Source organism: Rhodococcus sp. P3_B8 (genome assembly GCF_056402775.1).
Genome location: NZ_JBFUGT010000024.1, coordinates 24,549 through 36,294 on the forward strand (window position 1 = coordinate 24,549; position 11,746 = coordinate 36,294).

Here is an 11,746-nt window from a genome sequence, read left to right on the forward strand (position 1 = left end):
CGGTAGGCGCGACTCAGGCCCGACCCGGGACCTCGGACTTCACGAGCTGCTCCAGCTCGGCGTTGCGGGCCGCCAGGATCGCGTTCTCGGCTTCGAGCTGAAGAATCTGACCGATTCCGATCAGATTGACACCGGCCGCGACGAGTTCGGTGATCTTCTGGAGGCGCGCGACATCGTCCTCGCTGTACCGGCGTGTTCCACCGCCGGTGCGAGTCGGTGTGATCAACCCTCGCCGCTCGTACAAGCGCAGCGTCTGCGGGCCGATACCCGTCAGCTCCGACGTTACCGAGATCCCGTACACACCCCGCTGCGATCGAAGCGGCACATGAGAGGACGTCACCGGATCTCCCTTCTTCTCAGGGCGCATCAATCCTATCAAGGTCCGGAAGACACAATGTGCCGCAGGGGGTGCAGGTTCGCTCTAGCCTTCGCGGACCGCGCTTCCGCGCTCCTGCATCGCAGTTCCCGGTAGCCCCGCGGTCCACCCTGCCTCATCTGATTCCTTCCCGGTTCGGTTCTCCGTCCGCGCTCGCCCTCTCGAGCAGCAATCTTGCTCATTCCGCTTGAACTTCCTGCCCCATGACTGTAGAACAAATCTATATTCTTGAACGCAGATAAGTTCTCACCACGAGGTGGGCACCAAGGAGAACCGATGACCACACACAACCCGCAGAACGCTCCCCACGACGGAGATGTCCTCGTTCTCGGCGCAGGCAGCGGCGGAGCGATCGCCGGCGGCCTGATCGCCACGCTGGCCCTCAGCGCGCTCACTCTCCTCTCCTCCCTGCCGACCTGACGGCCTGCCCGCCCCACCCTTTCCACACCGACCCTTCACACCCGACAGGACACAGCGCTCATGCCCGCCAGCTCCACATCCCACGCTTCCGCCACCACTACTGCCTCGCGAGGCGGAGCAACGATGAGCACCGAGGAAATCAAGGCCCGGATCGAGGCGATGTTCGCCGACGAGGCCACCGACACCTCCCCCGCACTCGTCGAATAGTGACGCCATCGCCGATGCCGGCAGGTCAGAGAAGGGCAGAGCCATGAACGTGTCCACCCAGCTCGTCGCACCATCCTGCGAAATCCGTCGCATCCCCTCCAGGACGACGCCGACGCATCGCACGAAGCCTGCGGCAGAGGTCGCAACAGACGACCGACGGCGGGAACGCCCGGAGCCCGCGCGACGCGAGCGCGACCAGTACCGCGACGTGCCCGCGCAGTGCGAGGCCATCGGCCGGCTCGCCGCCTCCGACCCCCGCCGCGAAGTGTTGCGCCAGCGGCTGATCGAACGTTGCCTGCCGCTCGCCGAACACATCGCCCGGCGTTTCCACGGTCGCGGAGAACCACTCGACGACCTGATCCAGGTCGCCCGCCTCGGACTGGTCAAGGCCGTCGACCGCTTCGACGCCCGCTGCGGAGCGAACTTCGTGTCCTACGCCGTCCCGACCATCACCGGCGAAGTCCGCAGGCACTTCCGTGACACGGGGTGGGCCATGCGCGTCCCGCGCAGCATGCAGGAACTGCACCTCTCCCTCACCAACGCGACGACCGAACTGACCACCACACTCGGACGCGCCCCGACGGCGAGCGAACTGGCCGAGGCCGTCGGGATCGACAAGGACGAAGTAGTGCAGGGCCTCCGGGTCGCCGACGCGTACAGCACCCTCTCCACCGATTTCCCGCTCGGCGAGAACGAACGCCCGCTGTCGGAGACGATCGGCGACGTCGACCCGGCCCTCGCCCACGTCGAGGACCACGTGGTCCTCGCACCACTGCTGGAATCACTTCCCGACCTCGAACGCACCGTGCTGGTCCTGCGCTTCTTCGGCAACATGACCCAGTCGCAGATCGCCGCGCGGGTGGGTGTCTCGCAGATGCAGGTGTCCCGGCTCCTGACCAAGACGCTGGCGGACCTGCGCGGGAAACTCGCCGACGTGGGCGGTCAGATGCTCTCGTAGGCGGCGAGGAAGTCCTCCCACGTCCGCTTGCCCGTCGCTGCGACGTCGAGTGACAGGTTCGCGCCCTCCCGATACGCGCGGCCGGCCTTTCCCGGCATCCGCACCGGCATCATCAGCCGATGCCGTCCGGTCGCCTTCAGGTATCCGCGCATCAGCTCGGCCAACCCGTACACGGTCGGCCCGGGCAGGTCGGGCACCAGGCCGGCCGGCGCCCCGAGGGTCAGTTCCACCAGACGCGCCGCGACCTCCGCCGAGTCGACCGGCTGGAACCGCAGTCCGCCCGGAACCGGAATCACCGGCAGTTTCACCATCTTCTGCAGCATGGTCAGCACCAGGTCGTGGAACTGGGCCGCGCGCAGCGTCGTCCACGGCACACCCGAGTCGGCCACCGCTCGTTCCGCGGCCAGCTTGGATCCGAACCAGCCGAGCGGAACTCCGTCGGCGCCGATCACCGAGATGTACACCAGGTGCTGCACCCCGGCGCGCGAGGCGGCGTCCACCAGGTTCCGCGTCGCGACCTCGTCGCCCTTGGGTCCGCCCGCCAGGTGCAGAACGGTCTCGACGCCCTCCAGTGCGGGCTCTATTCCCTTGCCCTCGAACAGGTCACCGGCCACATACTCGACGCCGTCGCCCGGCTCGCGGCCGTGCCGGCTGAGAACGCGCACGTCCCGTCCCGCCGCCCGCAGCAGTGGGACGACCTGACGTCCGAGCGTGCCCGTGCCGCCGGTGATCAGAATGGGTGATGTCATGATCTCTCCAGATTCGTTGGGTGCGGGACTCGGTTTCCCGGTCTCGACAGCTGGTTTTCGGTGGATCTACTGCTAAGACACGCGGCGAGGAAGGAATGTGACACGGTGGACGACCGCGATCGGCTGACGGAGCGTTTCGAGGAACACCGGCCCCGGCTGCGGGCTGTCGCGTACCTGATGCTGGGCTCGGTGAGCGAGGCCGACGACGCCGTCCAGGAGGCGTGGCTGCGCATGAGCCGCGCCGACACCGACGACGTGGACAATCTCGAGGCGTGGCTGATCACGGTGGTGTCGCGGGTGTGCCTGAACGTGCTGCGCTCACGCGAGCAGCGGCGCGAGGAACCTCTCGACGTCCAGGCACACGACCCGGTCGTCGCTCACGAAGACGGCGGCGACCCCGAACACGAAGCGATGCTGGCGGACTCGGTCGGCCTGGCACTGCTCGTGGTGCTCGACACGCTGACCCCGGCCGAGCGGCTCGCGTTCGTCCTGCACGACATGTTCGACGTGCCCTTCGACGACGTCGCCCCCATCGTGGGCCGCTCCTCCCCAGCGGTGCGGCAACTCGCCAGCCGCGCCCGCCGACGGGTGAAAGGAGCCTCCCCGGCGCCGGACACTGCGGATCTGGACCGCCAGCGCCGTGTCGTCGACGCCTATCTGGCCGCGACCCGCGGCGGCGACTTCGACGCTCTGGTCGCCCTGCTCGATCCGGACGTGGTGCTCCGGGCGGATCCGGCGGTCGGACCCACCCCGGCACCTCTCCTGATCCGGGGTGCCCGGGTCGTGGCCAGGGGCGCGCTCGCCTCCTCGGAACGGGCCCGGTCCACGCAGGTCGCCCTGGTGAACGGGGCAGCCGGGCTCGTGATGGCTCTCCACGGTCGGCTGCACCTGGTGTTGGCGTTCACGATCGCGGACGGCAGGATCACCGAGATCGATGTCATCGCAGAACCCGATCGGGTCCGCCGACTCGATCTCGCGGTTCTCGATGACTGACGGGACGCCGGTCACCCGTACAGGGTGATGACCCTGCGCGCCCCGACCCCCAGCATGGAGGTGGTCGACACTGCCCGGAGAGGGGCGCGAACGTGACTACTGCCTCGGACGACGATGCCCCACCCCAGAGCGCGGCCGCGCCGTCCCCGTTCCCGCCGATCGCCGACTACGCCTTCCTCTCGAACTGCCACACGGGGGCGCTGATCGCGCCGGACGGTTCCGTCGACTGGCTGTGCGTGCCCCGGTTCGACTCACCCAGCGTGTTCGGGTCCCTCCTCGACCGCGAAGCGGGGATGTTCCGGATCGGCCCGTTCGGGCTCAACGTTCCGGCGTCCCGGCAGTACGAGCCGGGAAGCAACACCATCTCGGCGGTGTGGAACACGCCGACCGGCTGGGTGACCGTGCGCAGCGCGCTGACGATGGGTCCGAGCCGCGGCGAGGACACCGTCACGCCCCACACACGGCCGCCGGCAGACGAGGACGCCGATCACATGCTGGTCCGCACGGTCACCTGCCTCGACGGCAGTGTGGAGGTGGAGTTGGTGTGCGAGCCCGTGTTCGACTACGGGCGCACACCGGCGGAGTGGGTTCTGGTGGACGGCGATCGGCACACCGCCGACGCGATCGGCGCGGGTCGGACCCTCCGACTGCGGACGGACATGGCGCTCGGCATCGAGGGTGGGCGGGTTCGCGCCCGCCACGTGCTGGAGAAGGGTGAAACCCTCTACTGCGCACTGTCCTGGGCGGCGGAGCTCGCCGCACCGGAAACGGCGGAAGAGGCCGTCGCGCAACTCGATGCAACCTCTACGTTCTGGCGGCGCTGGTTCAGCCACGCACGGTTTCCCGACCACCGGTGGCGGGAGGCGATCCAGCGGTCCGCCCTGACCATCAAGGGACTCACGTACATGCCGACCGGCGCCACCGTCGCGGCCCTCACCACATCGCTGCCGGAAACTCCCGGCGGCGAACGTAATTGGGACTACCGGTACACCTGGATGCGGGACTCCACGTTCACCCTGCAGGCTCTGCACTATCTGAACCTGGACTGGGAGGCCGACGAGTTCATGCAGTTCATCGCCGATCTCGAGTCGAACGGCGATGGCGCACTGCAGATCATGTACGGAATCGACGGCACCCGCGACCTGACGGAGTCGACCCGCGACGACCTGTCCGGCTACGCGGGCGCGCGACCGGTGCGCATCGGCAACGGAGCGTTCGACCAGCGGCAGAACGACGTGTTCGGCGCCGTCCTCGACTCGATCCTGTTGCACACCGTGCGCAGCAAGCGCCTCCCCCGCCGGCTGTGGCCGCTCGTGCAGCAGCAGGCGACGTGCGCGTCCGCGGTGTGGCGCAACCCCGATCAGGGGATCTGGGAGGCCCGCGGCGCACCGCAGCACTACGTGTCGTCGAAGCTGATGTGCTGGGTGGCACTCGACCGGGCGTCGAAGATCGCGGGCATCCGCGGCGATCGCTCGGCCGAGGAAACCTGGCGTGCCACAGCCGAAGAGATCCGTGCCGACATCCTCGAGCACGGGGTGAAGAACGGGGTGCTGCGCCAGCACTACGACACCGAGGCGCTGGACGCGTCGACCCTGCTCGCCGCGGTCTTCGGATTCCTTCCCCGCGGGGACCAGCTCCTGCGTGCCACGGTCGACGCCATCGCAACCGATCTCACCGAAGACGGATTCGTCCTGCGCTACCGCACCGGCGAAACCGACGACGGACTGTCGGGGAAGGAAGGTAGTTTCCTGATCTGCTCCTTCTGGCTGGTGTCGGCACTGACCGTGGTCGAACAGGTACAGGAGGCAACCGATTTGATGGAGCGGTTGCTCAGCGTGTCCTCGCCCCTGGGGTTGTACGCCGAGGAGTTCGACACGAGCACCGGCCGTCATCTCGGCAATTTCCCGCAGGCGTTCTCCCACCTCGCACTGATCGAGGCCGCGGGGCGCATCATCCTGCACGAGCGGATGCGGGAACTGATGTGAGCCCAGGCGGGCCCCGACGTCCCGTCACCGTAGGCTGAGATCGTGTCCCGAGCAGAGTCGAATCGGACGTACAGCGGCCAACCGGTTGCGGAACGTCGCGTAGCCCGCCGGGCGCGGTTCCTCGACTCCGCCCTGTCGGTCTTCGCGGAGAAGACGTACGCCCACAGTTCGATCAGCGACATCTGTGCCCACGCCGGACTGTCACGTCGCCAGTTCTACGAGGAGTTCGGCAGCCGCGAGGACATCCTCCTCGCGCTCTACGACACGATTCAGGACGAGGCCCGGGACGCGGTGCTCGCCGCGAACGACCGGGCTCCCTCGCGGGATCCCCGGACTGTCGCCGGCACCGTCATGACGGCGTACATCGAATCGGTCGGCACGGACGAGCGGCGGGCCAGGATCATCTTCGTGGAGGTGGTCGGGGCGGGCCCCCGGGTCGAGCAGTATCGCCTCGCGCGCCGCACGCAGTGGGCGCAACTCTTCGAAACCGTCACCCGCACGATCGACGGCGGCATCGTCGACCCGCCCGAGCGGTTCGCGATGGTGTCGATCGCCTTCATCGGGGCGGTCAACGATCTCGCCCACCACTGGAGCACCGCCTCCCCCCGGCCGTCCGCGTCGGTGCTGGTGGACGTCCTGAGCACGATGCTCATCGCGCTGGTCACCGATCAGACCTGAACCGAACTTACTCGCGAGTATTGCGATACCCGTCACACCTGTTCTAAGGTCTGCTCACAAAGTGAGACATAGACGTCTCACTTCGGCCGGGGAGGACCACATGATCGGACCGAGAGCACGACGACGCCGAATGCTGCTGGTGGGAGCGATGGTGGTGGGCGCACAGCTCGCCGTCGCCGCGCCGTCCGTCGGGGCTCCCGCCGACGACGGAACGCCGGTCGACGTGCAGCCGGCCCCTACCGTCCCCGCCTGGCCCGAGGCCGACCGGGGCTTCTACGAACCACCGGCCTCCGTGGTCGCGGCGGCCGAGCCGGGCGAGATCATCGCCGCCCGCGAAGTACACCTGGCGAACCTGTCGGTGCTTCCGGTGAACGTCGACGCGTGGCAGCTGTCGTATCGCTCCACCAACTCGCGGGACGAGCCGATCCCGGCGGTCGCGACTGTCGTCAAGCCCCGGGGCACGATCGACGGCGTCCGCAATCTGCTCTCGCTCCAGCCGGCGGAAGACTCCCTCGGCAAGTACTGTGCCGCCTCGTACGCACTGCAGCAGTGGTCCGTGCCCGCGCCGCTGACCGGTCAGGTCGTCGCGCCGCTGCAGTTCCTCGAGGCGCAGGCCGCCCTCGCCCAGGGATGGGCCGTCGTGATGCCGGATCACCAGGGTCCGAACGCCGCGTATGCGGCCGGGCCCCTCGCGGGCCGCATCACCCTGGACGGGATCCGGGCGGCGGAGAACTTCGAACCCCTGGGCCTGACAGGCAGGCAGACCCCTGTCGGGTTGATGGGCTATTCCGGAGGCGCGATCGCGACGGGTCACGCCGCCGAACTCCATGCGAGCTACGCACCGGACCTGAACATCGTCGGTGCTGCCGAGGGCGGCATCCCGGCCGATCTCGGCGCCCTCGTCGATCTGGCCGACAACAACCTGGGCGCCGGAATCGTGCTGGGCGGCGTGTTCGGCGTGAGCCGTGACTATCCCGAACTCGCGGAGTATCTCGACACGCACCTGAATCCACTCGGCAAACAGCTCCTTGCCGCCAAGAGCAACCTCTGCGTCAGCTACCAGTCGGCGCTGCTGCCGTTCGCGAACCTGCGGGGCCTGTTCGACAGCCCGAGCGGCGACCCACTCCGCGATCCGGTGGTCGAGTCGGTACTCGACCGGACGAAGATGGGTCACCGGGTCCCGGACGTCCCGATGTTCATGTACCAGGCGAACCCGGACTGGCTTGTGCCGGTCGGGCCCGTCGACGCACTGGTGGACACCTACTGTCAGGACCCGAACGCCCGGGTGACGTACACCCGCGACCACGCCAGCGAGCACTTGTCCCTCGAACCGGTCGCGGCGGCGAGCGCCCTGATGTGGCTGCGGGACCGGTTCGCCGGGGTCCCGGCCGAGACCGGATGCAGCACCCACGACGTGGGATCGATGGCCCTCGACCAGGCGACGTGGCCGGTGTGGTCGTCGATCGTCGGCGACACGATCGCGAGCCTGCTCGGTCAGCCGATCGGCACGTGAGGGCGCGGTCCGATCAGAGGCCGCCGACCTGCACGAATTCACGTGCATGAAAGACCGAGGGCCACCTTCCCGGGGGAAGGTGGCCCTCTGTGTGCGGAGGTAATTCCGCGGCGGAGCCTCCTGTCAGGATTGAACTGACGACCGCTCGCTTACAAGGCGAGTGCTCTACCACTGAGCTAAGGAGGCGGACACGCGCGCCCATCATATCCATTGCAGGAACGTCGGCCACTTCCGCCCACATTGGATAGCGTTGGAGCCATGAGTACCTCGGAGATCGCCACTGTCCTCGCTTGGCACGACGCCCTCAACTCCGGCGACATCGACACTCTGCTGTCGCTGTCGAGCGACGACATCGAGATGGGTGGGCCGAAAGGCGCCACCCAGGGCCTGGCGGCGCTGCGGGAATGGGCGTCTACCGCGGGCATCACGCTGATTCCGCAGCGAATGTATTACTACGACGGGGTGCTGGTGGTCGAACAGCAGGCCACGTGGGCGGACCCCGAGGAGACGCGTATCCTGGCCTCTGCATTCCGTGTCGTCCACGATCAGGTCATCTCCACGTTCCGCCACGAGACACTCGAGTCTGCACTCTCCGCTACCGATTTGACCGAGAAAGACCTTGTCTCCGACACGTAGTATGGCCAAGCTCACAGAAACCCTCCAACGTCTCACAGGCGACCGTCGCGCAACGGTCGATGCGGTCACCGCTGCACCCACACCGCTGCAGCCGATCGACCTCACCGACGATGCGGTGGTCGCCGAAGTACTCGACCTCGCCGTGCGTGTCGGTGAAGTGCTCCTCGCGTCGGGCACCGGTGCGATGGACACCGCCGAGCAGGTGCAGTTCATCGCCGCCACGTACGGCCTCGCCCAGTGCGATGTGGATGTCACGTACAACTCCATCGTGCTGTCCGCGTACCGCGGGCCGACCCTCCCGCCGGCGAGCACGATGCGGATAGTGCACTACCGCTCGATGGACTTCACCCGTCTCGCGGCGGTCGACCGGCTCACGCGGCGGATCCGCCGTGAGGCCGTCACCCCCAGCGAGGCGCACGAGGCCCTGACCGCGGTCACCACGGCGCCGCACCCGTACAACCGCTGGATCGCGACGCTCGCCTGGGCGTCCATGGCCGCGTCGGTCTCCGTGCTGATGGGCGGTGGGGTGCTGGTCGCATCGGTCGCCTTCCTGACGACGATGGTGATCTACCGGGTCAACCGCGTCCTCAACCGCATCGGCCTGCCGTTCTTCTTCCAGCAGGTGGCCGGTGGTCTGGTGGCCGCGACCCCGGCGGCGACGCTCTACACGTTCCAGGATCAGCTGGGTGTCGAGATCAGACCCTCGCAGATCATTTCGGCCGGTGTGGTGGTGCTGTTGTCCGGGCTGTCGCTGGTCGGTTCGGTGCAGGACGCCATCACGGGGGCACCGATCACGGCGGCGGCGCGATTCTTCGAAGTGGTCATGATGACCGGCGGCATCATCGCCGGTGTGGCCATCTCGTTGCGGCTGACCGGCGTGCTGGGTTCGACGCTGCCACCGGTCAACGTCGAGATCACGGAACTCGTGCAACTACCCGTGCTGGTGATGTCGGGCGCGTTCGCGTCGATGTTCTATGCGCTGGCCTGTTACGCCGAGCAGCGCGCGCTCACGGCCGCGTGGTTCGGTGGTGCGGCCGGCGCCCTGGTCTACATGGTGGCGCACCAGTTCGGCATCGGCCCCATCATCGGTTCGGCACTCGCGGCCACCGTGGTTGGGTTCGCCGGTGGTCTGATGGCCCGCCGCGCGCTCACGCCGCCGCTGGTCGTCGTGGTGGCGGGTATCACGCCACTGCTGCCGGGTCTGTCTCTGTACCGGGGTCTGTACGCCCTGCTCAACAACGAAGTGGTGATCGGACTGAGCTCGCTGCTGGCGGCGTTCGGTATCGGTTGCGCGCTCGCGGCGGGCGTCACGCTCGGCGAATGGATCGCTCGGACCATGCGGAGGCCGCGCATCCTGCGTCGCACAGACGACATCCGCCGCCCCGTCTTCAAGACGAGGCGGCGGAAGCCGGTCGAAACACACACACAGAAGGCGGCCTGAGGCAGTTTCAGGTGACGGCCTCTCGGCCGTCTGCCGGGTACGACCGCCGGTGTCTCACCGGACGGTCGTCCCGGCACATCGTCGCCGAAACGCGGCGCCGGGGAGGTCAGCTCTTGTCGACGCTGTGCCGTCCGCCCGACTTCTCGTCGGCCTCCATGGCCTCACGCAGGCTCTTCGGCCGCATGTCGGTCCAGTTCTTCTCCACGTACTCGAGGCACGCGGCCCGGCTTTCCTCGCCGAAAACTACGCGCCAGCCTGCCGGCACCTCAGAGAACGTGGGCCACAGTGAGTGCTGGTCCTCATCGTTCACCAGCACGTAGAAGCGGCCTTCTTCGTCATCGAATGGATTGGTGCTCATCTCGCCTCGCTTGTCGCATACGTGTCCTGTGCGTTCACACTAGCAAGCGTGCCGTTGCGGCCACGCCTTGTTACGACAGATGTAACGATCTCTCCCGCCCGCACGGCAACATTCGACAGGAGCGACGACGTGATTCCGTGCGTTTTCTCCGTGCCGCCCTGCAGATAGATTCCCGCTGTGACGTCCGGTGAAACCGCCAATCTGTAATCTCGGCCCACTTCGCGCGGCGGGTGGGTTTTCGGCGCGAGATCGCCGAGCAGAGGCTCGAGGGGTGCGGGGGTGAAACCGGTGGCCAGAATCAGTGCGTCGCAAGCGAGAGTGTCGGTGAGGCCGTCCACCCCGCTGCGGACAGCCACCTCGATTCCGTCCGAAGTCTCGTCGACGGCAATGATCTCCGACGCACGGCGCATGAACAGGCGGCGACGCCCACGCACGCGTTCCTGGTATTCGGTCGCGTAGAGCTCGTTGATGAGCTCGATGTCGACCACCGAATAGTTAGTACTCCTATGGACATCCAGCAATCGCAGACGCTCCGCCTCCGGGGCACCGTGCAGATCGTTCACTGCCTCCGGATCGAAGATGCGGTTGGCGTACGGACTGTCGTCGGCCGGGCTGTACCCGTACCGCGAGAAGACGCTGTGGACTTCGGCTTCGGGGTAGTTTCCGTGCAGGTACTGCACGATCTCGGCGGCGCTCTGGCCTGCCCCGAGGACGACGAACCGATGGTGGACCGGGGCCGGCATCTCGCCGAGCCGGAACAGGAACTGGTGGTTGTGGAAGCACCGCGCAGAGGGGTTGGCCCACTCCGGGATTCGCTCCCGCAGACCGGCGCCCATCACGACGTTGCGCGCGATGACCGTGCTGCCGTCGGCGGTGCGGACCTCGAAACGGTCGATCACCCCGTCGTCGCCGCGGATTCCGCGTACGGTCTCCACTGCGGTGCCGTATCGCACGTCGGCGTCCACTCGGCGTGCCGCCCACTGCAGGTAGTCGTGAAACTCGTGACGAGTCGGAAAGAAGGTCTGGTGATTGACGAAGTCGACGAGGCGACCCTGATCGAAGAGGTAATTGAAGAAGGTGAATGCGCTACGCGGATTCCGGAACGTCACCAGGTCCTTCGGAAACGCGATCTGCATCGTCGCGCCGTCGAGAAGCATCCCGGGATGCCAGCCGAATCGATCCTGCTTCTCGAAGAACTGCGCGCTGATCCGCTCACGCGGGGGGCACTCCGCATTGTGTTCCTCGATGGCAATGGCCAGGGCGAGGTTAGCGGGACCGAATCCGACACCCACGACATCTCGCACTGGGAGATCTGTACCGACCGTTTCCGGCGATTCACTCATAGCTCGTCCGTCCTCGACGCCGCGCCGCACCCGACCCAGCCGCCGTCTGCCTTCCGAAAAGATAGTGAAGCCTATCCTTATTTCCAGCA

13 protein-coding genes and 1 tRNA gene are annotated in these 11,746 nt (G+C 67.3%); 9 read left to right on the forward strand and 5 right to left on the reverse strand.

Features of this window, described 5'->3' with window-relative positions:
* Positions 1-13: 13 nt before the first annotated feature.
* On the reverse strand, positions 14-367 hold the full coding sequence (locus AC1D1G_RS12190; protein WP_016883982.1) for a MerR family transcriptional regulator: 354 nt from the start codon (positions 365-367) through the stop codon (positions 14-16).
* Between the two features lie 285 nt (positions 368-652).
* On the opposite strand from AC1D1G_RS12190, the gene AC1D1G_RS12195 reads away from it, so the two are divergent.
* From AC1D1G_RS12195 to AC1D1G_RS12205, 3 genes are read left to right on the forward strand one after another with little or no spacing between them, the layout of a single operon-like run.
* Entirely contained in the window at positions 653-796 is a 144-nt protein-coding gene (locus AC1D1G_RS12195; RefSeq protein ID WP_280778831.1) for a hypothetical protein, read from the forward strand.
* A gap of 60 nt (positions 797-856) precedes the next feature.
* A complete protein-coding gene (locus tag AC1D1G_RS12200; protein WP_167344068.1) occupies positions 857-1,003 on the forward strand; it encodes a hypothetical protein in 147 nt (48 codons plus the stop codon).
* 43 nt (positions 1,004-1,046) lie between these two features.
* Entirely contained in the window at positions 1,047-1,961 is a 915-nt protein-coding gene (locus AC1D1G_RS12205) for a SigB/SigF/SigG family RNA polymerase sigma factor (protein WP_283353330.1), read from the forward strand.
* On the opposite strand, the gene AC1D1G_RS12210 is transcribed toward AC1D1G_RS12205, so the two are convergent.
* Positions 1,946-2,710: an SDR family oxidoreductase gene (locus AC1D1G_RS12210; protein ID WP_477952292.1), complete on the reverse strand. Its 765-nt coding sequence runs from the start codon at positions 2,708-2,710 to the stop codon at positions 1,946-1,948. The genes AC1D1G_RS12205 and AC1D1G_RS12210 overlap by 16 nt on opposite strands.
* 105 nt (positions 2,711-2,815) lie before the next feature.
* Here AC1D1G_RS12210 and AC1D1G_RS12215 point away from each other — a divergent pair, with 105 nt between their 5' ends.
* From AC1D1G_RS12215 to AC1D1G_RS12230, 4 genes are all read left to right on the forward strand, one after another.
* Positions 2,816-3,703: a sigma-70 family RNA polymerase sigma factor gene (locus AC1D1G_RS12215; RefSeq protein WP_477952293.1), complete on the forward strand. Its 888-nt coding sequence runs from the start codon at positions 2,816-2,818 to the stop codon at positions 3,701-3,703.
* Positions 3,704-3,795: 92 nt separating this feature from the next.
* The gene (locus AC1D1G_RS12220; RefSeq protein WP_477952294.1) at positions 3,796-5,688 is read left to right on the forward strand and encodes a glycoside hydrolase family 15 protein; all 1,893 of its coding nucleotides are present in this window, start codon (positions 3,796-3,798) and stop codon (positions 5,686-5,688) included.
* Between the two features lie 42 nt (positions 5,689-5,730).
* Positions 5,731-6,366 (forward strand): TetR/AcrR family transcriptional regulator, encoded by a 636-nt coding sequence (locus AC1D1G_RS12225; protein WP_283330564.1) that lies wholly within the window; start codon positions 5,731-5,733, stop codon positions 6,364-6,366.
* A 100-nt stretch (positions 6,367-6,466) separates the two neighbouring features.
* Positions 6,467-7,879 carry a lipase family protein gene (locus AC1D1G_RS12230; protein WP_477952295.1) on the forward strand — a complete coding sequence of 471 codons (1,413 nt, stop codon included), beginning with the start codon at positions 6,467-6,469 and terminating at the stop codon, positions 7,877-7,879.
* A gap of 114 nt (positions 7,880-7,993) precedes the next feature.
* Here AC1D1G_RS12230 and AC1D1G_RS12235 read toward each other — a convergent pair.
* Positions 7,994-8,065: transfer RNA gene (locus tag AC1D1G_RS12235), tRNA-Thr, on the reverse strand.
* A 72-nt stretch (positions 8,066-8,137) separates the two neighbouring features.
* On the opposite strand from AC1D1G_RS12235, the gene AC1D1G_RS12240 reads away from it, so the two are divergent.
* Both AC1D1G_RS12240 and AC1D1G_RS12245 read left to right on the forward strand, forming a co-directional pair.
* Positions 8,138-8,515 (forward strand): nuclear transport factor 2 family protein, encoded by a 378-nt coding sequence (locus tag AC1D1G_RS12240; protein ID WP_009477786.1) that lies wholly within the window; start codon positions 8,138-8,140, stop codon positions 8,513-8,515.
* A 1-nt stretch (position 8,516) separates the two neighbouring features.
* Entirely contained in the window at positions 8,517-9,956 is a 1,440-nt protein-coding gene (locus AC1D1G_RS12245; RefSeq protein WP_280778839.1) for a threonine/serine exporter family protein, read from the forward strand.
* 106 nt (positions 9,957-10,062) lie between these two features.
* On the opposite strand, the gene AC1D1G_RS12250 is transcribed toward AC1D1G_RS12245, so the two are convergent.
* Both AC1D1G_RS12250 and AC1D1G_RS12255 read right to left on the reverse strand, forming a co-directional pair.
* On the reverse strand, positions 10,063-10,314 hold the full coding sequence (locus AC1D1G_RS12250; protein WP_005244517.1) for an MbtH family protein: 252 nt from the start codon (positions 10,312-10,314) through the stop codon (positions 10,063-10,065).
* The gene (locus tag AC1D1G_RS12255; RefSeq protein ID WP_477952297.1) at positions 10,311-11,657 is read right to left on the reverse strand and encodes a lysine N(6)-hydroxylase/L-ornithine N(5)-oxygenase family protein; all 1,347 of its coding nucleotides are present in this window, start codon (positions 11,655-11,657) and stop codon (positions 10,311-10,313) included. Before AC1D1G_RS12255 ends, AC1D1G_RS12250 begins: the two co-directional genes overlap by 4 nt.
* Positions 11,658-11,746: the final 89 nt, after the last annotated feature.

Coding starts and splice junctions, on each gene's coding strand:
- AC1D1G_RS12245 (WP_280778839.1), top strand. CDS start 8,517: ATGGCCAAGCTCACAGAAACCCTCCAACGTCTCACAGGCGACCGTCGC.
- AC1D1G_RS12210 (WP_477952292.1), bottom strand. CDS start 2,710: ATGACATCACCCATTCTGATCACCGGCGGCACGGGCACGCTCGGACGT.
- AC1D1G_RS12240 (WP_009477786.1), top strand. CDS start 8,138: ATGAGTACCTCGGAGATCGCCACTGTCCTCGCTTGGCACGACGCCCTC.
- AC1D1G_RS12195 (WP_280778831.1), top strand. CDS start 653: ATGACCACACACAACCCGCAGAACGCTCCCCACGACGGAGATGTCCTC.
- AC1D1G_RS12205 (WP_283353330.1), top strand. CDS start 1,047: ATGAACGTGTCCACCCAGCTCGTCGCACCATCCTGCGAAATCCGTCGC.
- AC1D1G_RS12255 (WP_477952297.1), bottom strand. CDS start 11,657: ATGAGTGAATCGCCGGAAACGGTCGGTACAGATCTCCCAGTGCGAGAT.
- AC1D1G_RS12230 (WP_477952295.1), top strand. CDS start 6,467: ATGATCGGACCGAGAGCACGACGACGCCGAATGCTGCTGGTGGGAGCG.
- AC1D1G_RS12250 (WP_005244517.1), bottom strand. CDS start 10,314: ATGAGCACCAATCCATTCGATGACGAAGAAGGCCGCTTCTACGTGCTG.
- AC1D1G_RS12200 (WP_167344068.1), top strand. CDS start 857: ATGCCCGCCAGCTCCACATCCCACGCTTCCGCCACCACTACTGCCTCG.
- AC1D1G_RS12190 (WP_016883982.1), bottom strand. CDS start 367: ATGCGCCCTGAGAAGAAGGGAGATCCGGTGACGTCCTCTCATGTGCCG.